The organism is Amycolatopsis pretoriensis, assembly GCF_900107925.1.
GTDB classification, from domain to species: Bacteria; Actinomycetota; Actinomycetes; order Mycobacteriales; family Pseudonocardiaceae; genus Amycolatopsis; species Amycolatopsis pretoriensis.
Window position 1 is genome coordinate 1,124,732 of the sequence record NZ_FNUJ01000002.1, and the last position, 21,549, is coordinate 1,146,280.

A 21,549-nucleotide genomic window follows, 5' to 3' on the forward strand; every position below is an offset into this window, starting at 1 on the left:
GAGGACCCATGATCCGCAAGCGGATCTTCGCCGTGTTCGCCGCCGCCGCGCTCGTCACGGCCGGGGCGGTCACGACCACGGTCGTCACCCGGACGGAGGAGCCCGCCGTGCAGCCGACGGCGGCCACCGTGCCGGCGTTCGACCACATCGTCCTCGTGATGTTCGAGAACAAGAAGTACTCCTCGATCAACGGCAGTTCCAGCGCGCCCTACTTCAACACCCTCGCCTCGCAGAGCGCGAAGTTCACCAACTCCTTCGCGATCACCCACCCGAGCCAGCCCAACTACGTCGCCCTCTTCTCCGGCGCGACGCAGGGCGTCACCGACGACAGCTGCCCGGCCAACCTCGGCGCGAAGGCGAACCTCGGCCAGCAGCTGATCGGCGCCGGCAAGTCCTTCAAGGGCTACTCCGAGGCCATGCCGTCGGACGGCTACACCGGCTGCTCCAGCGGCACCTACCGGCGCAAGCACAACAGCTGGGTCGACTTCTCGAACGTCCCGGCCGCGAGCAACGTCCGCTACTCCGCCTTCCCGTCCGACTTCACCCAGCTGCCGACCGTCGCCTTCGTCACGCCGGACATGTGCAACGACATGCACGACTGCAGCGTCGGCACCGGCGACACCTGGCTGAAGAATCACCTCGACGCCTACGCCCAGTGGGCCAAGACGCACAACAGCCTGCTGATCACCACCTTCGACGAGGACAGCGGCACGTCGGTCAACCAGATCTTCACCAGCTTCACCGGCGCGCACGTCAAGGTCGGCAGCTACAGCGAATCGATCAACCACTACACCGTGCTGCGCACGATCGAGGCGTCCTACGGCCTGCCGGGCATCGGCGGCGCCGCGAGCAAGTCGCCGATCCTCGACGTCTGGCAGTAACCGCGTGTACCTCGCCACCATCGGCCGCCGAGAGCACTCCGCGAAGGGGAAGCTCTCGGCGGTCGGCGCGAACGTCTTCGCGCTCGGCGCCGTCAGTCTGGTCACCGACGTCTCTTCCGAGATGGTCACCGCGGTCCTCCCGGTGTACCTCGTGCTCGGGCTGCACCTCAGCCCGGCAGCGTACGGCCTGGTCGACGGCCTCTACACCGGCGCGACGGCCCTCCTGCGGATCGTCGGCGGGTACATTGCCGACCGGGTCCGCCGCCGCAAGGTCGTCGCCGGCACGGGCTACGCGCTGTCCGCGGTGATGAAGCTCGGCCTGCTCGCCGCCGGGTCGTCGGCGGCCGCGATCGGCGCCGTCATCACGCTCGACCGCACCGGCAAGGGCCTTCGGACGGCGCCGCGCGACGCGCTGATCACGCTCTCGGCACCGGAGCCGCTGCTCGGGCGCGCCTTCGGCGTGCACCGGGCGATGGACAGCATGGGCGCGTTCGCCGGGCCGCTGGTCGCGCTCGCCGTGCTGGCCGCGGTCGGCGCGACGAACCCCGAAGCGTTCGACGCCGTGTTCGTCGTCAGCTTCTGCGTCGCCGCGATCGGCGTGCTGCTGCTGGTGCTGTTCGTCCGCGACCACCGGACACCGAAAGCCGCGGCGAACCCGGTCTCGCCCCGCGCCGCGGCGGCCCTGCTGCGCGGCAAGGGCGTGCGTCGCCTGCTCGTCGCCGCGAGCGTGCTCGGGCTGGCGACCGTCGGCGACGGGTTCGTCTACCTGCTGCTGCAGCACAAGGAGGACATCGCGACGGGCTGGTTCCCGCTGCTCGCGGTGGGCACCAACCTGAGCTACCTCCTGCTGGCCGCGCCGCTGGGCGCGCTGGCCGACCGGGTCGGACGCCTGCCGGTGGTGCTCGGCGGCTACGGCGCGCTCGCGGTCGTCTACCTGCTGCTGGCCGGCCCGGTCTCCGGCTGGCCGCTGTTCGTCCTGGCGCTGGCGTTGTACGGCGCGTTCTACGCGGCGACCGACGGCGTCCTGATGGCGCTGGCCGGTCCGCTGCTCCCGGAGTCGTTGCGCACCACGGGGATTTCCCTGGTGCAGACGGCGCAAGCGCTTGCGTACTTCGTCTCGTCCGTCCTCTTCGGACTGGCGTGGCAGTTCTGGGGCCCGGGGCTCGCGATCGGCGTCGCCGCCGGGGCGGCCGTGGTCGCGATCGCCGTCACGTTCGTAGTCCTTTCGCCCAGGAAGGTGGCCGCGTGAAAGCCCGGATCCTGATCGCGGTCGCCGGCGTGCTCGTGCTGGCCGGGGCGGCGGTGGCGTACGTCGGGCTGGCGAGCGCGCGCAGTCACGACGTCGCCGCGACCGGCGTGGTCAGCCTCGCCCCCGGCCCGCGGCTGCTGTTCCGCAGCACCGCCGACGCCGACCGCGGGCACGTCGCCACGGTGTCCGCCGCCGACCCGGGCGGCGCGCGGACGGTGTCGCCGCTGTCCTGCAGCCGCGTCTACGCCGCCGGCGGCACCGGGCTCTGCCTGCGCCCGGACGGCGACCTGACCACCTACCAGCTGGTGGTGCTCGACGCGGGGCTGACGTCGAAGCGCGAGATCCCGCTGGTCGGGCTGCCGAACCGGGCGCGGGTGTCGGCGAGCGGCCGGATGCTCGCGTGGACGGTGTTCGTCACCGGCGACTCCTACAACGGCGGCATGTTCTCCACCCGCGCCGGCATCCTCGACACGGCGACCGGCGACCTGGCCGGCACGCTGGAGGACTACGCCGTGACCCTCGACGGCAAGCCCTACCAGGCGGCGGACCTCAACTTCTGGGGCGTCACGTTCACCCGCGACGACCGCCACTTCTACGCGACGATGTCGACTGCGGGCCACCGCTACCTCGTCGCGGGCGACTTCGCTGCGCACACGGTCCGGACGCTGCGGGAGAACGTCGAGTGCCCGTCCCTGTCGCCGGACCAGAAGCGGGTGGCGTTCAAGTCCGCTGTGGACGGTGACCCGGCGCGCGGGTGGCGGCTGTCGGTGCTCGACCTGGCGACGTCGAAGGTGACGCCGCTGGCCGAGACCCGCAGCGTCGACGACCAGCCGGCGTGGCTCGGCGACCACACGATCGGCTACGGCGTGCCACGCGGCCCGGGTCACGCGGACGTGTGGTCGGTCCCGGCCGACGGCTCGGGCGCGCCGCGGCTGCTGATCCCGGAGGCCGAGTCTCCGGCGGCGCTCAGCGACGCCGGTAGTGGGCGATGATGACGCCCTTCGTGGTCGTGACGCTGCGGGTGAGCTCGAACTCGGTGAGCGGCGCCGGCCCGTCGAAGAGGCGGTGCCCGGAGCCCAGGGTCAGCGGGAAGATCAGCAGCGTGTAGCGGTCGACCAGGCCGGCGGCGTGCAGGGTGTGCACGAGCGAGGCGCTGCCGATGACGGACAGGTCCCGGCCGGGCTCGGTCTTCAGCTCGGCGACGGTCTTCTCGGCGTCACCCGGCAGGAGGATCGAGTTCTGCCACGCGGCGACGTCGTCGAGGGTGGTCGAGGCGACGTACTTGGTGACGGCGTTCAGGTGGCTGGTGAAGGGGTTGCCGTCTTCGCGGTGGGCCCAGGCGCCGATGAAGTCTTGCCAGGTCCGGCGGCCGAAGAGCAGGTCGCCGGGGCGGTTCATGCCCGCGGCCATCTCCTCGGCCAGGACGTCGTCCTGGTAGCGGGTGCCCCAGCCGCCGTGGGCGAAGCCGCCGCGGGTGTCTTCGTCGGGCCGGCCGAGGCCCTGCACGACGCCGTCGAGGGTGACGTTCATGGTGACGTGGATCGAGCGCATGGGGGGGTCCTTCCGTTCGTGGTCACCTCCCACACGAACGGCGGACGCCGGGATCGACAGCGCGGTCAGTCCATTTTGCGCAGACCGTCGAGGATGCGCCGCATCAGCTCGTTGTCCGGGGCCGCGAACGCCAGCTGCGGCACGAGGAAGCGGCCCGACGGCGGACGCGGTGGCGGGAGCGTGCGCGGGGTCCGCCACGGCAGCCGGTCCGGGGACGAGTCGCGGCGCGTCTGCTCCGGGATCGGCAGGGTCGGCAGCGCGATCGTGCCCGCTTCGGCCACCCGGACCGCCGCCTGTTCGAAGCGCAGGCGGGCCTGGATGCCGGCCACCGTCCAGTCGGGCTCGGTGTCGGGGCCGGGGTCGGCCCGGCGCGGCCGGCGTTCGAGCGCGACGGCCCACGCCGCCGCGGCGAGCACCGGCAGCAGCAGGCCGGCGACGATGGCGAAGCCTGGCAGGTCCGCGGCCATCAGGAGGCCCCGGCGACGGGTAGCAGCATGGCGTTCACTTCCGGACTTGCGGTTCTTCCGAAGCATGGCCGACACCTGGATATTCGACGTGAACGAATGTTTTCGCGGACCCCGGAGGCCCATCCTGAACGACGGGCAACGATCCCGCAAGCGGCCGAACGGGGTGCCCCGTCCGGGCGGTGGAACAGCAGGTCAAGGCCGGTTTTCGGGTAGCCGGAACAAGGCCCCTCACCTGGTAGTACGGGCCCCGGCGGGATCCGGTTCAGTTTCTTTTTGTACGTCCCCTGTACGCCGCCCCGGCAAACTCGCCGAATGCGCACAACGACCCGGCGGTCTGGGTCCGCGACCACCCCGGCGACCGCCTGGCCGGCCCGATCAGGACGTCGATCGCGAGCAAGCCCGGCGCCCGCTGGTTCGGCAACTGGAGCGGCGACATCCGCACGTCGGTGGCCGGGTTCACCTACGCGGCCGACGTCGCGGACAGGCTGCCGGTGCTGGTCGCGTACAGCATCCCGGGCCGCGACTGCGGCGGCGAGTCGACCGGCGGCGCGGGCAGCCCGCAGGCCTACCGCGACTGGATCTCGGCGTTCGCCGACGGCATCGGCGGCAAGCCGGCGCTGGTGATCATCGAGCCGGACGCGCTCGCCCAGCTCGACTGCCTGCCCGGCGACGCCCGCCAGACCCGCCTCGACCTGCTGAACTACGCGGCGGCGCAGTTCGCGGCGAAGGCACCGAACACGTGGACGTATCTCGATGGCGGCAACGCGACGTGGATCCCGGCGGCGACGATGGCCACCCGGCTGAAGTCGGCGGGCGTGCGGTCGATCCACGGGTTCGTGCTCAACGTGTCCAACTTCGACACGACGGCGGACTCGACGACGTACGGCAAGGCGGTGGACGCGGCGCTGGAGTACGCGGCGCCGTTCGTGGTGGACACGAGCCGCAACGGCAAGGGCCACGGAACGGACACCGAGTGGTGCAACCCGCCGAAGCGCAAACTGGGCACGGAGTCCCAGCTGGGCGGCGGCCCGGAGATGCAGCTGTGGGTCAAGGTCCCAGGCGATTCGGACGGCGACTGCGGCTACGGAACGGGCACCCAGGCAGGCACGTTCAGCCCGGCGCTGGCCACCCACCTCATCCAGGGCGACTGACCCAGCGCAAGGCCGTGAATGGCACATTCACGGACACTACGTCCCTCGATGTGCCATTCACGGCCTTCGGCTTGGGACTCAGCCCAGCGAGCAGCTGCGAGCCAGGTCGGCCGGGGTCGCGTCCGCAGGGCGGGCGATCGTGGCCGAAGCCGGGGGTCGCGCCCCGCGCAGCCAGCCGCCCAAAGCGTCGAACGCCGTGCGGAAACACGGCCCCAACGGCCGGAGCCGGTCCGGGTACGCGTCGACCAGCCCGTCCACGTGGTTGCCGCCCTCCACCCGGTAGTACCGGTGCAGCGACCCGCGCCCTGCCGAGGTGATCATCCGGTCGTACACGTCCGAATCGCGAGTGATCGGCAGCAACGTGTCCAACGTGCCGTGCAGGGTGAGCAGCGGCTTGCCGATCCGCCCGCTCAACGAAATCCGCTCCACCGCCCGCGCCACCGACGCCGGCCGGGACGCGTACGCGTAATCCGCGTCACACGACGGCGTTCCCGAGGCGCAGAACGGAGTTCCGGCCGACGTCGACCCGTCGAACGACGGGTCCACCTCCTCCCGGTAGATCCGCTGGGTCAGGTCCCAGTAGACGCGGTAGTGGTAGTCCCACAGGAACTCCGACCCCGGCGCGAACCCGGCGTCCAAAATGGACTGGTGGGCAGCGGGAGATCCCGCCGCGTAAGCCGGGTACGCGCGGAGTGCCGGCGGCAGGAACGTCAGCAAGTTCGGTCCATCGGCACGCCACAGCGTCCCCTCCCAGTCGACGCCCCCGTCGTAGAGCCACGGCCGGTTCTCCAGCTGCCACCGCACGAGGTAGCCGCCGTTGGACAACCCCGCCGCGAGCGTCCGCGTCACCGGACGGCGGTAGTGCGCGACCGCGGCCGCGCGAGCCGCCAGCGTCAGCTGCGTGACGCGCGTGTTCCACTCGGCCAGCGCGTCACCCGGCCGGACGCCGTCGTCGTAGAAGGCCGCGCCGGTGTTGCCCTTGTCGGTCGCCGCGAACGCGTACCCCTCGGCCAGCGCCTGGTCGCCGATCGCGCGGTCGTTCGCGTACTGGCGCCGCACACCCGGCGAGCCGGAGACGACGAGGCCGCCGTTCCAGTGCGCCGGCAGGCGCAGCACGAACTGCGAGTCGTGGTTCCAGCCGTTGTTCGTGTTGGCCGTCGACGTGTCCGGGAAGTACCCGTCGACCTGGACGCCGGGGACGCGCCCGTACGTCGGCAGCCCGGCCGACGTCAGCCCGGCCCAGTCGGCCTCGACCGTGTGCCCGGACGCGAGCGTCCCGGTCGTCGTCAGGTCGTCCAGGCACACGGAAACGGCCTTCGAAGCCCCGGGCACGCTCACCCGGCAGCCCCCGGCCGAAGCCGACGCCGAAGCGGGCAACCCCGCCGCGAGCGCCCCCGCCAGAACCACAACCAGCCATCTGCGCACGGCTCACCTCCGGTCTCGATGGAACAGAACCCAAGCGCGTGCGCCCGCCGAGAGCCACCCCGGCGGTCACCATGAATCGCCGCGGGGATGTGGTGGACGGCCACATGGTCCAGGCCACCGGACCGACCTAGCGTCGCTGGAAACCCTCTCAACGACGAGAAGGACTCCCCATGCGCAAACTCGCCCTCGCCGGACTGGCCGCGATCACCGCCGCCGTGCTCACCACCGTCGGGGTGGCGAGCGCCGACCCGCCGGCGTCGTCCCTGGTCCAGGTCTCGAACTTCGGCGCCAACCCGGGCGCCCTCGCGATGTACACCTACACGCCGTCCGGGCTCGAGAGCGGCCGCCCGGTCGTCGTCGCCCTGCACGGCTGCACGCAGAGCGCGTCGGACTACTACGCCCACTCCGGCTGGCCCCAGCTCGCCGACAAGTGGCGTTTCGAGGTCGTGTTCCCGCAGCAGTCGACCGCGAACAACTCGCTCAAGTGCTTCAACTGGTTCGGCACCGCCGACGACACCCGGGGCAACGGCGAGGCCGCGTCCGTCAAGTCCATGGTGGACAAAGCGATCGCCGACCACGGCTCGGACCGTTCGCGCGTCTTCGTCACCGGCCTGTCGGCGGGCGGCGGCATGACGGCGGACCTGCTCGCGGCCTACCCGGACGTCTTCGCCGGCGGTGGCATCAACGCCGGGCTGCCCGCGCAGTGCGCCACGAGCGTCACCGAGGCGACGAACTGCCAGCAGAACAACCAGAACCTGACGCCGGCGCAGTGGGCGTCCCGCGCGAAGGCCCAGTACCCCGGCTACAGCGGCCCGTGGCCGCGCGTCGCGATCTGGCAGGGCACCGGCGACTACACGGTCTACCCGGTCAACGGTACCGAGCTGCGTGACCAGTGGACCGCGGTGCACGGCGTCTCCCAGACCCCGACGAGCACCCAGTCCCTGCCCGGGAGCACCACGTTGACGAACTACGCCGACAAGGTCCAGCTGTACTCGATCGCGGGCATGGGCCACGGCACGGCCGTCGACCCCGGCACCGGCGCGACGCAGTGCGGCAGCACCGGCGCGTACTTCCTCGCGGGCATCTGCTCCAGCTACTACACGGGCGTGTTCTGGGGCCTGGACAAGGGATCCGGCGGCACGACGACGACCGCCACCCCGCCGCCGACGACCACGACGACGACGTCCACCCCGCCGGCGGGCGCCTGCGTGAACGCCAGCAACTACGCCCACACTCAGGCGGGTCGCGCGCACCAGAGCGCCGGCCAGACGTATGCGAACGGCTCCAACCAGGCCATGGGCCTGTGGAACACGTTCACCACGCACGCCCTGCGCGAAACGTCCCCGGGTTACTGGGTCCTCGCCGACGGGCAGTGCTAGAGGAAGATCGGGAAGGGGTTGAGGTCGTCGTAGCCGTGCGGCTCGGCCAGCCGGCCGAGCCGCACCGGCACGTCGTAGAGCCGGCCCGGCGCGAACCGCGCCCAGAGCCCGCGCATCCCCGGGACGAGCACCTTCACCACCGGCAGGCCGATGTCCGGGCGCGTCTGGTCGAGCACGAACACCTCCAGCCCGGCGCGCTCCACCTTCGCCCGTACCAGCCGCAGATCCGTCAGCAGGTCGGCCGAGTACGCGTAGCCGTGGTCGGCCGGTCCGACCGCCCGTCGCGCCGGATCGGGCAGGAGGTACCGCTGCTCGGCCACCGTGGCTTCGCGCAGCCACCGGGCCGCGTCCGGGTCGTCGCCGCCGTCCCACCCGTCGAGGACGGCGGGCATCATCTGGTTCAGCTCGGTCAGCGCGCGCCGCAGAGCGACGGCCGGGTCGGGGTGCGCGCCGAAGCCCAGCATGATCTTCTCGGACGGTCCGGCGACGCACCGGGACAGCGCGACGAAGACGGGTACCCCGATGTCGGAGGTCACGTCCAGCACCCAGACGTCCCGGCCCACCCCGGCGTACACCCGGCGAAGCTCGCCGAGCCACGGATCACCGAACGCGTCGAGGTCGACGCCCGGCCGGCGGGTGCGGTTGTACCACCACAGCGCGACGGCGTCGCGCTCCACGACCTCGAGCAGCCCCTGCAGCACGGCGTCTTCGAGCGTGCTCCCCGCCGCGTTGCCGTTGGAGTCCGCGAACACGGACACCGGCCCCGGTTCGGCGGGCACGCCGAAGTACAGCATCGCGGTCGGGAACAACCGGTGCTCGCCGCGGGTGAGCGACCACACCGGCGTCCAGTCCTGCTCGGCGTCGTCGTCGAACGGGTCGCAGACGAACTGGAACGGGCCGTGGCGCTCGCGGGCCCGCACCCGGTCGGGGTACTGGCGCTCGTGGAACAGCTGGCAGGTGTCGGGGTGCACCGCCGCGTCGCCCAGTGAACGGAAACTGCCCCGCACCCGTTCTTCGTCGCCGTCGTAGTGGCCGCTGTGCCGCTCGAGGGCCTCGCACAGCGCTCCCACCTCGGCCTGGACCGGGGTGACGCCTTTGCCGCCGTTCTGGCTCCGCAGGGCCGTGCGCAACCGGTCGGCGCCGCGCCGGCCCAGCGCGATGTTGGGACCGGAGCGGTAGGTGGCGAACAGGGCGGGGCCGCGCGTGTCGCGCCGCAGCTCCTTGACGACGCCGGTCAGCGGGCTGACGAGGTGCCGGTAGGTCCCGAGCACCTGCTCCGGCGGTACCGCGCGGTGCCCGCCGCCCGCGGTGTCGGCCTTCGCCCTGGGTGCCAGGCACACGGGCCGGCGGGTCCGCTCGCGCACCAGCTCCGGGTTCCCGCAGGAGGCGCACTGCGGACGGGCGCGGACCTCGTGCCGTTCCCCGGTCAGGTCGCTGCTGTCGAACGTCCACAGTGCACGTTGGGCGGGAGTTCGCTGTCCGGCCAGCCATTTGACCGCTTCCAGGGCGACGAGGTTCACCGCGACGGCGGTGAGCGGGGTGAGCGTGGCCTCCGGGCGCGGTAGCGGCCCCGGCAGGCCGAGGCTGTCCCGGACGTGCGCTTCGGCGGGGCGGTTGCCCCACAGCCGCGTGGCCAGGCAGTGCCAGCAGGGGCCGTCGCCGGGGGTGAAGAACGGGCCGATCGACAGCCACGCCCCGGCCGGCTTGGCGAGCAGCCAGGGCCGCCCGGCCGCCCGCTGCCGTGCGTCCACTTCGGACAGACCGGCCTCGAGGTAGTCCCGGCACAGCACGACGGAGAGGTCCGCTTCCCCGGCTCGCTCGACCACGGTGAGTCCCGACGCGCGCAAGGCTTCCGCCGCGGCCGGCGTGGCAGCCGCGCCGGCCAGTGCGACCCGGCCGCGCGCGACCGCGGCCGTCGCGGCTTCGCCGTCGCCGCCCATGGCGTCCCAGTAGGCCAGGGCGGCCGGGTCCGCCGCGGAACCGGCCGCGGCGCGCAGACCGACCACCTGCGTCTCCGCGAGCCGGGTCAGCAGGCCGGCCGCCTGCTCGGCGGGGATGTCCCCGGGCAACTCGCGGCGCACCGCGGTGAAGTCCCGGGTGCCGTCCAGCAACGGGACCAGGGACTCCAGGTGCGGACCGCGCAGGGCCGCGGCCTCGTCTTCGGAAAGCACGTACACGGCGTCGCCGGGCACCACCGCGACGCTCAGGTGGCGCTTGAACCCGACGAGCGGCCGGCGCGGTTCGGTCACCCGCGGATCGCGGCCACCGGCGTCCCGGCCTGGCACAGGCAATAGGTGCCCGGGTGTTCCAGCCGGCAGGGGCTGACCGACGGCCGCACCGGGTCGTTCCCGCCGACGCCCGTCGCCGCCCGGCCGTCCAGCCGGTCGACCGTCAGCTCCGCCGACCCGGCCGGCCCGGCCCCGAAGGCCGTCTCGAGCGCGTGTGTGAACTCGTCCACGAAATCCCCCTCGATGTCGTTCCCGGCAACTTCCATCGTGCCCTGGTGTTCCGGGGGTCCACCAGGGCCGGATGGGGGCAATCAGCGCAGCAGCCCGGTCAGCAGCACCCTGGTCAGCCGCCGCGCCGACTCGCCCGTCCGCGCCGACGTCAGGGCCGTCAACGCGAGCCGGACGTCGTCGATCGTCACCCGGGGCCGCAGGACGCGGTCCGCGCGGGCCCGCTCGACCAGCCGCGCGAACGCTTCGGCGTGCGCGCGGCGCCGGCCGGCGAACTCCGGTCCGGAAAGGACACTCGTGAGCCCCGGTTCTTCGGCCTGCCACTCACCGAAGCGGTGGAACGTGCGGGTCAGCGCGCGGCGGCTGTCCGGGTCGGCCACCGCGGCCCGCAGCTGCCGCTCGCACCGGTCGACCTGGCCGGCGGCTACCGCCGCGACGAGGTCGGCCCGCGAGGGGAAGTGCCGGTGGACGGTCGCGGTGGCCAGGCCCGCGCGCCGCGCGATCTCGCGCACCGGCAGGTCCGGGCCGTGGCGCGCGAAGGCCGTGTGCGCGACCGCCACGAGGTGACGGCGGTTGTGTTCGGCGTCCACCCGCCGTTTCCGAGTCGGTTCGTCGGCCACGGTTCTCACTTCCCGTTCGGCGCCGCTGATCTTTCCTAGCCTAGGCGCCATGTTCGCAACCCGGTTCGAGCGGTTCGGTCCGCCGGAAGTCCTGTCGGCGGGCGAGCTCCCGGAGCCGCACGCCGGTCCCGGCGAGGTGCGGATCCGCGTGCGGGCGGCCGGGGTGTCGCCGGTGGACCTGGCGATCCGCGCCGGGAAGTCGCGGGCGCCGATCGCCCTGCCGCACATCCCCGGCGTCGACGCGGCGGGCGTCGTGGACGAGGCAGGTCCCGGCGCGGCGGTCGGCGACGAGGTCTTCGGCGCGGTCGACGTCGCCCGGCTCGGCGGGGCGACCGCCGAGTTCGCCGTGCTCGCGTTCTGGGCGCCCAAACCGCCGTCGATGCCGTGGGAACAGGCGGGAGCGGCCGCGTCCGGGATCGAAACGGCCACCCGCGCGCTCGACCTCCTCGACGTCCGCGACGGCATGACGCTGCTGGTCGACGGCGCGTCCGGCGGCGTCGGCAGTCTCGTCGTGGGCCTGGCGCTCGCGCGGGGCGCGCGGGTGCTCGGGACGGGCGGCGACCTGGAGTTCGTCGAAAGCCTGGGTGCGACGCCGGTTCCGTACGGACCCGGCCTGCCGGCGCGGGTTCCCGGGCGGGTCGACGCGGCCCTCGACGTCGCCGGGAAGGGTTCGCTGCCGGAGCTGATCGAACTGACCGGGACGCCGTCGTCGGTCGTCACGCTCGCCGACTTCAGCGGGCCGTCCCACGGCGTTCGCGTGTCGACCGGTGCGCTGGGCGGTGAACCGGACGGACGCCACGGCCTGGCTCACGCGGCGAAGCTGGTCGAGGAGGGCCGGTTCCGCGTGCCGGTCGAGGCGGTCTTCACCGACGCGGCCGCCGCGCACGCCGCCGCCGAACGCGGGCCGCGGCGGGGAAAGCTCGTCGTGCGGGTCAGCGGGTAGACGCCCGGACCTTCGTCGTCCACTCGGCCGGCCGGCCGGGTTCGCGCGCGCCCAACGCGATCAAGGCGCAGTCCCGGCCCTGCTCGAACAGCGACTGCGCGACGGTCGTGAGCCCGGCGCGCCCGGCGTCCGGGTCGTCGTCCCAGCCGGCGACCGCGAGGTCGTCCGGCACGCGCAGGCCGCGGCGGCCGGCGGCGTCGAGGACGGCGAACGCCAGCTGGTCGCTCATGGCGATCACCGCGTCGGGCTCGGTGTCTAGGAGCGCCTCGGCCTGCTTCGCGGCTTCGTCGCGGTCGTTGCGGGCGACGACCGCGACCGGCAGGCCACCGGGGTCGCCGAGGTGGTCGTAGATGCCGAGGAGCCGCTCCCGCGTGACCGGGAACGCGATGGATTCCGGCTCCGGCGCGGTTTCCAGCCGGGGCCGGCGGTCGCGGTCGAAGGGGAAGCTGAGCACGGCCGGCCGGCGCGCCCCGGCGAAGGCGCGTGCGGCGAGTTCTCGCGCGGACGCCCGGTTGTCGATGGTCACCACGCGCGCCCCGGCGAACGCGGGGCCGCCGTGGATCGCGACCGGCTTGCCGAGCCCGCTCACGACGTCGAGCACGGGGTCGTCGTCGACGGTCGTCCACACGATGTAGCCGTCGACCGACGCCGACCGGACGCGCTCGACGTCGTCCGCCGCGCCGGTCGTCGGGATAAGGTTGAGCCCGCTGCCGCGCTCGCGGCAGACCTCGGCGACGCCGGCGAGGAACCGGCGGGCCTGCGGGTCTTCGAAGGCGTACGCGAGGTGTTCGCCGAGCACGACGCCGATGGCGCCGTTGTGCCGCCGCCGCAGCGACCGCGCGGTCGGGTCCGGCCCGCGGTAGCCCAGCTCGGCGGCGACCTCGCGGACGCGGCGCAGTGTCTCGGGCGCGACGCGGTCGGGCTGGTTGTAGCAGTACGACACGGTCATCGCCGAGACCCCGCACCGGCGCGCGACGTCGGCCATCGTCGGTCTGGACATGGGCCCACCCTAGCTGTGTATCGTTAAACAATGCTCGTCGAATCCCGGACGCGACTGGCCCTGGGAGCGCTCAGCGCCGCCTGCTTCGTGTCCGTGACCTCGGAGAACCTGCCCGTGGCGCTGCTGCCGCAGCTCGCGTCCGGGCTCGGCGTCGCGGACTCGTCGATCGGGCTGCTGATGACCGGGTACGCGCTGGTCGTGGCGGTCTCGGTGGTGCCGCTGGTCGCGCTGACGTCCCGCTGGGACCGCCGGACGACGGCGCTGGTCACGCTCGGGATGGTCGTGGTGTCCAACGTGGTGCTGGCCCTCGCGCCGAACTACGGCGTCGCGATCGCGGCCCGGCTGGTGGCGGCCGCGGGCCACGGCGTCTTCTGGTCGGTCGTGGCGTCGATGGCCGCCCGGCTGCTCGGCCCCGGCCGGGGCGGCCGCGCGACGGCGGTCGTGTTCGCGGGCAATTCGCTGGCGTTCCTGTTCGGGCTGTCGGTGAGTTCGTGGCTCGGCACGACGTTCGGCTGGCGGTTCGCGGTCCTGGTGGTGGCGGCGGTCGCGGCGGTGACGGCGCTGGTCATCCGCGTGACGGTCGCCCCGATGCCCGCCCTCGCCCCCGCTTCCGGCTCCCGGATCGCCGTCGACCGCGCGCAGTTCCCGGTCAACGTGACGACGTTGCTGGTCGTGACCGGGCACTTCGCCGCGTTCACCTACATCACGGCGATCATCGCGCGGTACGTCCACCTGACCGGGCCGTCGACGTCGCTGCTGCTGTTCGCCCACGGCTTGGCGGGCTTGCTCGGCCTGGTGCTGATCGGCCGCCACATCGACCACCACCCGCGCGCGACGGCGCTGGTCACGACGGCCGGCCTGGCGGTCTGCATGCTGGGCCTGCTCGTGTCTCCGGGCCCGGTGGTCTCGGGGACGGCGATCGTGGCGTGGGCCGGCCCGGCGGCGGGGATCGGGGTGGTGCTGCAGGCGGCGGTCCTGCGGGTGGCGAAGGACCGGCCGGACCTGGCGTCGGCGGTGTACATCGTGGCGTTCCAGATCGGCATCGCGCTGGGTGCCGCGCTGGGCGGGCTGGGCTTGGACCACGGGATGCTGCCGGCGGCGGTGCTCATCGCGGCGACGGGCGGCCTCACGTCAGCACTCGTGGTGTGGCGCTCGAGGGCGTTCGCGAGCTGAAGGGCACCTTCCTCGCATGTGGCGCGCTGAAGGGCACCTTCGTCTCATCTGACGCGAGGAAGGTGCCCTTCAGCCACCTAACCGGTGCACCCGCAGGGCCAGCTGGATTTCCAGGGCCCGGTCCGGGGCCTGCCAGTCCTCCCCCAGCAGCGACGCCACCCGCTCCAGCCGCTGCACCACCGTGTTCACGTGGACGTGCAACACATCCTTCGTCCGCGCCAGCTGCGACCCGCTCGCGAAGTACGCCCGCAGCGTCGCCACCAGCTCGGTCCCGCGCCGCGCGTCGTAGTCCAGAACCGGTCCCAGCGTCTGCCGCACGAACCCGTCCAAATCCGCGTGATCACCCAGCAGCTGCCCGAGAAACCCCAGCCCCGCCATCGCCGCGCCCTCACCGGTCCGGCCCAGCGCCAGCAACGCCCGGACGCACCGCGCCGCCTCTCCGTGCGCCGACGCGATCGCGGCCGGGCCGCTCGCCGGGCCCGCCGCCCCGACCGTCACCGGGCGGCCGGTCGCCGCGCCGAGGTCGGCCGCCACGCGGCGGGCCAGCTCGTCCGGGTCGCCCGCGCCCAGCAGGACGACCTCCTCCGCGTGCACGCCCACCAGCGTCGCGTGCCGCGCGGCCGCGCTCGCCAGCCGCCGTCGCGAGCCGCCGTCCGCGTGCGCGACCAGGACCGCGTGCGGTGCCGACAGGTCGATCCCCAGCCGGCGGCCGCGCGCGAGCAGCGCCCGCGGGTTGCGGTCCGGTGCGGTGAGCAGGTCGGTCAGCAGCTCGCCGCGGACCTCGTCCTCCGCCCGGACGACCGATCGCCGCAGCATCAGCAGCAACGCCGTCACGACGCCGGCGCGTTCGAACAGCCGCCGGTCGGGGTCGGACAGGCCGTCGGGACCCGTCAGCACCAGGCTGCCGAGCAGTTCGGGACCGGCCTGGACACCGCACACCCAGCTGTCCTTTGTGGACACCGCGCGGCCGGCGGCGCGGGCCGCGAACAGCGCCTCCGGGTCCAGCGGGGCCGGGGCCGCCGAGGCGGCCAGGAGCGTGCCGTCGGCGTCGTACACCGTGAGGTCGCCGTGCAGCACCCCGGCGACCGCCGCCGCGACGTCCGGCAGGTCGCCGCCGCGCAGCACCAGGTCGGTCAGCCGGTCGTGGGCGTCCTGGGCGCGTTCCATCGCCTCGGTGTGGGCGCGGATCGTCGCGTTGGCTTCGTTCAGCTCCGCGACGGCCCTGCGCGTCTGGTCGAGCAGGTTCGCGCTGTCCAGGGCGATCGCCGCGTGGTCGGCCAGCGACGACAGCAAAGCCACCTCGTCGGGGCTGAACTCCCGCGTCGCGCGGTCGGACGCGAACAGCACGCCCAGCACCTTCGGCCCGATCGCGAGCGGGACGCCGAGGATCGCGGTCAGGCCCTCGTCCTTGACGCCGGAGTCGATGTGCCGGGTGTGCTTGAACCGCTCGTCGTTGAAGTAGTCCGCCGTCGCGTACGGCCGCGCGGTCTGCGCGACGAGCCCGCCGAGCCCCTCGCCCATGCCGAGCACGATCTGCTGGAACTCCGCCGACACGGACCCGTCGCTGACCCGCACGTACGTCTTGTTCTCGGCCTCGCGGTTCAGCGACAGGTACGACACGTCGACGTTCAGCAGCGCCCGCGCCCGCCGGACGATCGACCGCAGCACGGTGTCCGGATCGGACAGTGCGGCCAGCTCGCTCGCGGTGTCGAACAACGCGCCGAGCTGGGCCTCTCGCCGCCGGTGCTCGGCGAGCGTCTCGCGGATCCGCAGCGCCAGCTCCCCCGCGCTGGCCAGCGCGGCCAGGTCGGCTGCGCCGAGCACGCCTTCGGCGCGGGCGGCCACGACGACGTGCGCCAGCTGCTCGCTGCTCGCCCCGGAGGCGAGCAGGTCGAGCAGCCGGCGCACGGCGTCGGTCGATCCGGTCACGGCCGTCATGCTAGGGCGAAACGGCCGCCGTCTCCGCCCGGACGTCGTCGTCGTGCAGCGATTCGCCGCGCGTCTCGCGGGCCGAGAGCAGTGCGATCACCGTGAGCACGCACATCGCGGCGACGTACAGCGACACCGGCACCGTGCTGCCCCATGCGGAGAACAGCGCGACGGCGATCAGCGGAGCGACGGCGCCCGCGGCGATCGACGACAGCTGCCCGCCGACCGAAAGCCCGGTGTAGCGCACCCGCGTCGGGAACTGCTCGGCGAAGAACGCGGCCTGCGGGCCGTACATCGCGCCGTGCAGCACCAGCCCGACGGTCGCGGCCAGCACGATCACCGGCGACGACTTCGTGTCCAGCAGCGCGAAGAACGCGAAGCCCCACAACGCCATCCCGATCGCGCCGAACAGGTACACCGGACGCCGCCCGACGCGGTCGGACAGCGCCCCCCACAGCGGGATCGTCACGAAGTGCACGGCCGAGCCGATGAGCACCGCGGTCAGGCCGACGCCCTTGGGCAGGTGCAGCCCGGTCGTGACGTACACGAGGATGAACGCGGTGATCACGTAGTACGACACGTTTTCGGCCATCCGCGCGCCGATCGTGATCAGCACCTGGCGCCAGCTGTCGCGGAAGACCTCGACGACGGGCACGTGCTTTTCGGTGTGGCTCTCGGCCTGCTTCTGCGCGGCCAGGAACACCGGCGACTCCGAGACGGCCAGCCGGATCCACAGCCCGATCAGCAGCAGCACGCCGGAGAGCAGGAACGGAACGCGCCAGCCCCACGACATGAACGTCGCATCCGACTGCGTGGCCGAAAGGATCGCCAGGACGGCGGTCGCGAGGAGGTTGCCGCCGGGCGCGCCGCACTGCGGCCAGCTCGCCCAGAAGCCGCGGCGGCGGTCGTCGCCGTGCTCGGAGACGATCAGGACGGCCCCGCCCCACTCGCCACCCAGCGCGAAACCCTGGATCAGCCGGAGCAGCGTGAGGAGAAGAGGAGCCGCGACGCCGGCGCTCGCGTACGTCGGCAGGACGCCCATCAGGCACGTCGACCCGCCCATCAGCACCAGGCTGACGATCAGGAGCTTCTTGCGGCCGAGCCGGTCGCCGTAGTGGCCGAAGACCAGGCCGCCGATCGGACGGGCCAGGAACCCGACGGCGTAGGTCAGGAACGCCAGCAACGTGCCGGTCAGCGGGTTCGCCGTCGGGAAGAACAGCTTGTTGAAGACGAGGGCGGCGGCCGAGGTGTAGAGGAAGAAGTCGTACCACTCGATGGTGGTGCCGATCAGGCTCGCGCCGACGATCTTGGCGATCGCCGACCGGTGGGGTTGGCTCACTGCGGGCTCCACTTCCTTGTGGGTTTTCGGGCGGCTGTTACGCGGCGGTCCAGCCGCCGTCGAGCGGGATGGACGCCCCGGTGACGTGGCCGGCGTGCGGCGAGCACAGCCACGTCACCAGGGAAGCGACGTCGTCGGTTTCGATGAGCTTCTTGATCGCGGCGCGTTTGAGGAGGACCTCGGAGACGACGTCCTCGCGCGGGATGTCGTGCTCGATGGCCTGCGCGTCGATCTGGTTGTCGACCAGCGGCGTGCGGACGTACCCGGGGTTCACGCAGTTGCTGGTGACACCGTGTGCCGCCCCTTCGAGGGCGGCGACCTTCGAGAGGCCTTCGAGCCCGTGCTTGGCGGCGACGTAAGCGGCTTTGTAAGGAGAAGCCCGCAACCCGTGGACGCTCGACATGTTGACGATCCGGCCCCATCCCCGCGCGTACATCGACGGCAGGACGTGCCGGATCAGCAGGAAAGGAGCGGTGACCATGAGGGACTGGATGCGCGTGAAGACGTCCGGCGGGAAGTCTTCGAGCGGAGCGACGTGCTGGATCCCGGCGTTGTTGACGAGGATGTCGGCTTCGGCGGGGAGGGCATCGATCGTCGAGGGATCGGTGAGATCGGCGGCGTGCGCCCAGCCGCCGACCTCGGTGGCGGCGGCTTCGGCTTTGGCGGCGTCCAAGTCGACGACGTGCACCTTCGCCCCGGCCGCGGCGAGCGCGCGGACGCAGGCCAGGCCGATGCCCGAGGCCCCGCCGGTGACGAGAGCGGTGCGCCCGTCCAGATCGCTGGTCATGGACGGGAACGGTAAGCGTGACCCGGGTCGCGGGCTATGTGTGCGAGAGCTACACCTCGCGAAGATCCCGTGGGTTGGAGCTACATAGGTCGATCACGAAGGCATCCCACGATCGGGTGGAGATTTCGAGGATGCCGCCGGTGCGGTCCTTGGTGTCGCGGATTTTTGCCGCAGGTCCGAGCGCCACTTCGACGCAGTTCTCCCGCTCCGAATAGCGGGAAGTCCGCCACTCACCCATCTGAGCCTCCGAGTTCGGCGATCACCTCCTCGATGAACTGAGCGCTCTCGCCCTCGCCCATCGCGGATGCCGCCATCGATTTCGCCGCCGCGCGATAACTGGCCACCTGATCGTCATCGTAGAGGTAGGCGCTCGCGTGATGGAGCTCGACGAAAACGATCGATGGCAGGGCCGGGAAGTCGAGCACAGCGAAGTTGTGGGACGGGCCATCTGCTGGCCCGACCGGCACCGGCATCACCTGAAGCCTGATGTGCCGGCGCTGGCTCGCTTTGAGCAGGTACCGAAGCTGCTCGGCCATCACCTGCGCATCGCCGACTTCAGCTCGCATGGCGACTTCCCCTACCAACACGTGGTAGTCAAGCGGGTCGTGCCTCGTCAGCGCCTTGCGCCGCTCCAACCTCGACTGCGCCACCCGCTCGACTTGCTCCGGCTGCAGGCCTCGCGCCCTCATCAAGGCACGCACGTAGGCCGGAGTCTGGAAGAGTCCGGGGATCACCGCCGGCTCCCAGTCGAAGATCGCGTCCGCCGCGCGCTCGTGCTCGGCGTAGTTCGAAACATTCGTCGCAACGCCCGGAACCCGCTTCTCCAGCCAGCTCGGCTCCCGCGCGTTCTTGGCGAGGTCGAGGAGCCGGGCCCGCTCCCCCGGCTCCACCACCAACACCCCCATGAGCAGCCCCACCTGCTCCACCTTGGGAATCCGCTTCCCGTACTCCCAATTGCTCAGCTCCTGCGGAAGCACCCCGATCAACCTCGCCAGCTCACGCACGCCGAGGTTGCGGGCCATCCGTGACTCACGCAGCCCGAAGCCGAGCGCTCTCGCCCGGGGTGTCGCGAAGGGTGTCGCCATGAGCGCATTCTGTCACCGCGGTCCGACAGTTCCCGCGGCCGCTCGTCGGCTGGTGTCACAAATCCGCGTCAGGTTTCCTGCAGGTCATGGACCCGGACCACGCCCTCCTGACCCGTCTGCGCGACCTGGCCGCGACCCTCCCCGGCGACGTCGCCTGGCTCGCCGGCCCGCCCCTGCGCGCGGACGGCATGCGCGACCTCGGCGAGCGCCTCACCTGCCTCGGCTCGGACCTGATCGGCCGCGCGGGCGTCCTCGACGACATCGCCGCCGCCCGCCTGCCCGCCCACGGCTGGATCCCGGAGTGCGGGCCGGATCCGCGCCGCCGTCTCGCGCACTACGTCGGCCGCGGCGAGGTCCGGCTCGGCCTCATCTACTTCGCGAGCTGCGGCGCCGGCTGTTTCCCCTTCTACGGCACGGATCCGGCGGAGAAGACGGTCCGGCACGAGCGGTGCGACAAGTGCGTGAAGGAGGCCTACCGCCTCATGAGCGTTCCGCCAGCACAGCGAGGTAGTGCGCGTTCGTCATGACGCCGAGGACGTTCCCGAAGGGATCGACGACCGACGCCGTCACGAACCCGGGCCCCCGTTCGGTGATCGGCTCGTACTCCTTCGCGCCCAGCTCCTTCAAGCGGGCGACGGTCGCGTCGAGGTCGTCGACGTGCCAGTAGACGATCTCCCCGCTCGGCCCGCCCATGCTCGCCGGGACGTACTTGCGGTCGATCACCCCGAGTTCGTGCTGGTGGTCGCCGATCCGGAACTCGGCGTACCCGGGCCGTTCGAAGTACGGCTCGATCCCCAGGAACTCCGTGTACCAGGCCCGCGCGGCGGTGTGGTCGTCGGCGAAGTAGGAAACGGTGGCCATTCCTCGCAGCATGTTCTGCTCCTCTCAAGCGGTCTGGAGCCATCATGCGGAGTCAAAGTGCTCATCAACTGAGCACTTTGTTTGCGACACTCCTTCCATGCGCGCCGACCGTCTTGTCGCCACTTTGCTGCTGATGCAGACGCGCGGGCGCGTCACGGCCGCCGAACTGGCCGCGGAGCTGGAAATCTCGGTCGCGACGGCCCGCCGTGACCTCGAAGCGCTCTCGACGGCGGGCGTACCCGTCTACCCGCAGCCGGGCCGCGGCGGCGGGTGGCAACTGGTCGGCGGCGCGCGCACCGACCTCTCCGGCCTGACCGCGCGCGAGTCCCAAGCCCTCTTCCTCCTGGCCGGTCCCGCGGCGGCCGCGTCACCGGAGGTCAAGTCGGCCCTGCGCAAGCTGATGGGCGCGCTGCCGGGCACGTTCCGCTCCGGCGCCGAGGCGGCCGCGGACGCGGTCGTCGTCGACCCGGCCGGCTGGGGCGAACGCGTCAAGGACCGGCCGCCGGTGGTCGAGCTGCTGCGGGACGCCGTCATCGCGCGCCGGCGCGTCCGGTTCACCTACAGCGGGCGCGAGCGGCTCGTCGACCCGTGGGGCCTGGTCGACAAGGACGACGTCTGGTACCTCGTCGCCGGGACGCCCGCCGGGCGCCGGACGTTCCGGGTCGACCGGATCGCCGAGCCCGTCCCGACCGAGGAGGCCGCGGATCGCCCGGCCGACCTCGAACTGGCGAAGGTGTGGGACGAGGTCGTCGAGGAGATCGAGAAACGCCGGTCACTGCTCACCTCGGACGTGGTGCTCGCCCGCCGCCACTTCGGCGTGCTGCGCGACCGGTTCGGCCGGCACTGCGAGCTGGTCGCGGAGCTGCCCGGCGACCGGGTCCGCGCCCGGGTCGCCGCGCCGGCGCCGATCATGATCGCGCAGGAGCTGGCGGGGTGGGGCGCGCTCGTCGAGGTGGAGTCCCCGGAGTCCGTCAAAGCTGAGCTGGCCCGCCTCGGCCGTGAACTGATTACCCGCTATGCCCCCGGATGTCTTGAATGAGTCATTCAGGGCGCCAGCGGTCCTGAATGACTCATTCAAGACGCCGACGGCGGCCTGCGCATACTCCCCGTGGCCGTTATCCTCGGTGAACGGCGTTAATCACTCCACAGTGGACACTAGGAGGACCTACTACGAGTGTCCGTTACTCTCCGGTATCTGGCCGTTCGGAGTATCCGGGATCACCCGTTTGCTGTTACTGTGACGTCTCCGTGAC

General features: G+C 72.3%; 22 protein-coding genes. 9 read left to right on the forward strand and 13 right to left on the reverse strand.

What is annotated here, in order from left to right; genetic code table 11:
- Positions 1 to 8: 8 nt before the first annotated feature.
- From BLV96_RS11930 to BLV96_RS11940, 3 genes are read left to right on the forward strand one after another with little or no spacing between them, the layout of a single operon-like run.
- Entirely contained in the window at positions 9 to 881 is an 873-nt protein-coding gene (locus BLV96_RS11930; RefSeq protein WP_086679524.1) for an alkaline phosphatase family protein, read from the forward strand.
- 4 nt (positions 882 to 885) lie between these two features.
- The gene (locus BLV96_RS11935) at positions 886 to 2,130 is read left to right on the forward strand and encodes an MFS transporter (RefSeq protein WP_167379579.1); all 1,245 of its coding nucleotides are present in this window, start codon (positions 886 to 888) and stop codon (positions 2,128 to 2,130) included.
- Positions 2,127 to 3,122, forward strand: a complete 996-nt coding sequence (locus BLV96_RS11940) for a TolB family protein (RefSeq protein WP_086680621.1) — start codon at positions 2,127 to 2,129, stop codon at positions 3,120 to 3,122. Before BLV96_RS11935 ends, BLV96_RS11940 begins: the two co-directional genes overlap by 4 nt.
- Here BLV96_RS11940 and BLV96_RS11945 read toward each other — a convergent pair.
- Both BLV96_RS11945 and BLV96_RS11950 read right to left on the reverse strand, forming a co-directional pair.
- On the reverse strand, positions 3,097 to 3,681 hold the full coding sequence (locus BLV96_RS11945) for a dihydrofolate reductase family protein (RefSeq protein WP_086680619.1): 585 nt from the start codon (positions 3,679 to 3,681) through the stop codon (positions 3,097 to 3,099). The genes BLV96_RS11940 and BLV96_RS11945 overlap by 26 nt on opposite strands.
- A 65-nt stretch (positions 3,682 to 3,746) precedes the next feature.
- Entirely contained in the window at positions 3,747 to 4,148 is a 402-nt protein-coding gene (locus tag BLV96_RS11950) for a hypothetical protein (protein WP_086680617.1), read from the reverse strand.
- 284 nt (positions 4,149 to 4,432) lie between these two features.
- Here BLV96_RS11950 and BLV96_RS11955 point away from each other — a divergent pair, with 284 nt between their 5' ends.
- Positions 4,433 to 5,299 (forward strand): glycoside hydrolase family 6 protein, encoded by an 867-nt coding sequence (locus BLV96_RS11955; RefSeq protein ID WP_086680616.1) that lies wholly within the window; start codon positions 4,433 to 4,435, stop codon positions 5,297 to 5,299.
- A gap of 78 nt (positions 5,300 to 5,377) precedes the next feature.
- Here the strand turns inward: BLV96_RS11955 and BLV96_RS11960 are convergent, their stop codons facing one another.
- Positions 5,378 to 6,706: a 3-hydroxybutyrate oligomer hydrolase family protein gene (locus BLV96_RS11960; RefSeq protein WP_086680615.1), complete on the reverse strand. Its 1,329-nt coding sequence runs from the start codon at positions 6,704 to 6,706 to the stop codon at positions 5,378 to 5,380.
- A gap of 188 nt (positions 6,707 to 6,894) precedes the next feature.
- Here BLV96_RS11960 and BLV96_RS11965 point away from each other — a divergent pair, with 188 nt between their 5' ends.
- Positions 6,895 to 8,103 (forward strand): extracellular catalytic domain type 1 short-chain-length polyhydroxyalkanoate depolymerase, encoded by a 1,209-nt coding sequence (locus BLV96_RS11965; RefSeq protein WP_086680613.1) that lies wholly within the window; start codon positions 6,895 to 6,897, stop codon positions 8,101 to 8,103.
- On the opposite strand, the gene BLV96_RS11970 is transcribed toward BLV96_RS11965, so the two are convergent.
- The 3 genes from BLV96_RS11970 to BLV96_RS11980 all read right to left on the reverse strand — a co-directional run bounded on the left by BLV96_RS11970 (position 8,100) and on the right by BLV96_RS11980 (position 11,179).
- Positions 8,100 to 10,352: a TOMM precursor leader peptide-binding protein gene (locus BLV96_RS11970; RefSeq protein WP_086680612.1), complete on the reverse strand. Its 2,253-nt coding sequence runs from the start codon at positions 10,350 to 10,352 to the stop codon at positions 8,100 to 8,102. The two genes, BLV96_RS11965 and BLV96_RS11970, sit on opposite strands and share 4 nt — an antisense overlap.
- The gene (locus BLV96_RS11975) at positions 10,349 to 10,561 is read right to left on the reverse strand and encodes a hypothetical protein (RefSeq protein ID WP_143050956.1); all 213 of its coding nucleotides are present in this window, start codon (positions 10,559 to 10,561) and stop codon (positions 10,349 to 10,351) included. The genes BLV96_RS11970 and BLV96_RS11975 overlap by 4 nt, the downstream gene beginning before the upstream one ends.
- An 81-nt stretch (positions 10,562 to 10,642) precedes the next feature.
- Positions 10,643 to 11,179, reverse strand: a complete 537-nt coding sequence (locus BLV96_RS11980; RefSeq protein ID WP_158104210.1) for a TetR/AcrR family transcriptional regulator — start codon at positions 11,177 to 11,179, stop codon at positions 10,643 to 10,645.
- Between the two features lie 49 nt (positions 11,180 to 11,228).
- Here BLV96_RS11980 and BLV96_RS11985 point away from each other — a divergent pair, with 49 nt between their 5' ends.
- Positions 11,229 to 12,122, forward strand: coding sequence for an NADP-dependent oxidoreductase (locus tag BLV96_RS11985; protein WP_086680606.1), 894 nt, complete (start codon positions 11,229 to 11,231; stop codon positions 12,120 to 12,122).
- Here the strand turns inward: BLV96_RS11985 and BLV96_RS11990 are convergent.
- Positions 12,112 to 13,122 carry a LacI family DNA-binding transcriptional regulator gene (locus BLV96_RS11990; RefSeq protein ID WP_244180176.1) on the reverse strand — a complete coding sequence of 337 codons (1,011 nt, stop codon included), beginning with the start codon at positions 13,120 to 13,122 and terminating at the stop codon, positions 12,112 to 12,114. The genes BLV96_RS11985 and BLV96_RS11990 overlap by 11 nt on opposite strands.
- A 30-nt stretch (positions 13,123 to 13,152) precedes the next feature.
- Here BLV96_RS11990 and BLV96_RS51230 point away from each other — a divergent pair, with 30 nt between their 5' ends.
- Entirely contained in the window at positions 13,153 to 14,295 is a 1,143-nt protein-coding gene (locus tag BLV96_RS51230; RefSeq protein WP_167379580.1) for an MFS transporter, read from the forward strand.
- Positions 14,296 to 14,364: 69 nt separating this feature from the next.
- Here the strand turns inward: BLV96_RS51230 and BLV96_RS12000 are convergent, their stop codons facing one another.
- The 5 genes from BLV96_RS12000 to BLV96_RS12020 are packed head-to-tail and all read right to left on the reverse strand — an operon-like array spanning position 14,365 to position 19,435.
- Positions 14,365 to 16,233 (reverse strand): helix-turn-helix domain-containing protein, encoded by a 1,869-nt coding sequence (locus BLV96_RS12000; protein ID WP_086680602.1) that lies wholly within the window; start codon positions 16,231 to 16,233, stop codon positions 14,365 to 14,367.
- A gap of 1 nt (position 16,234) precedes the next feature.
- Positions 16,235 to 17,563 carry an MFS transporter gene (locus BLV96_RS12005; RefSeq protein ID WP_086680599.1) on the reverse strand — a complete coding sequence of 443 codons (1,329 nt, stop codon included), beginning with the start codon at positions 17,561 to 17,563 and terminating at the stop codon, positions 16,235 to 16,237.
- A gap of 37 nt (positions 17,564 to 17,600) precedes the next feature.
- Positions 17,601 to 18,350: a 3-hydroxybutyrate dehydrogenase gene (locus tag BLV96_RS12010; protein ID WP_086680597.1), complete on the reverse strand. Its 750-nt coding sequence runs from the start codon at positions 18,348 to 18,350 to the stop codon at positions 17,601 to 17,603.
- 49 nt (positions 18,351 to 18,399) lie between these two features.
- A complete protein-coding gene (locus tag BLV96_RS12015) occupies positions 18,400 to 18,588 on the reverse strand; it encodes a DUF397 domain-containing protein (protein ID WP_086680595.1) in 189 nt (62 codons plus the stop codon).
- On the reverse strand, positions 18,581 to 19,435 hold the full coding sequence (locus BLV96_RS12020; protein ID WP_143050957.1) for a helix-turn-helix domain-containing protein: 855 nt from the start codon (positions 19,433 to 19,435) through the stop codon (positions 18,581 to 18,583). The genes BLV96_RS12015 and BLV96_RS12020 overlap by 8 nt, the downstream gene beginning before the upstream one ends.
- Positions 19,436 to 19,521: 86 nt before the next feature.
- On the opposite strand from BLV96_RS12020, the gene BLV96_RS12025 reads away from it, so the two are divergent.
- Positions 19,522 to 19,962 carry a hypothetical protein gene (locus tag BLV96_RS12025; protein ID WP_086680593.1) on the forward strand — a complete coding sequence of 147 codons (441 nt, stop codon included), beginning with the start codon at positions 19,522 to 19,524 and terminating at the stop codon, positions 19,960 to 19,962.
- Here BLV96_RS12025 and BLV96_RS12030 read toward each other — a convergent pair.
- Complete coding sequence (locus BLV96_RS12030; RefSeq protein WP_244180177.1) at positions 19,916 to 20,296, reverse strand: VOC family protein; 381 nt, start codon at positions 20,294 to 20,296, stop codon at positions 19,916 to 19,918. The genes BLV96_RS12025 and BLV96_RS12030 overlap by 47 nt on opposite strands.
- Positions 20,297 to 20,393: 97 nt before the next feature.
- Between BLV96_RS12030 and BLV96_RS12035 the strand changes: the two genes are divergently transcribed.
- A complete protein-coding gene (locus BLV96_RS12035; protein WP_086680590.1) occupies positions 20,394 to 21,335 on the forward strand; it encodes a helix-turn-helix transcriptional regulator in 942 nt (313 codons plus the stop codon).
- Positions 21,336 to 21,549 lie beyond the last annotated feature (214 nt).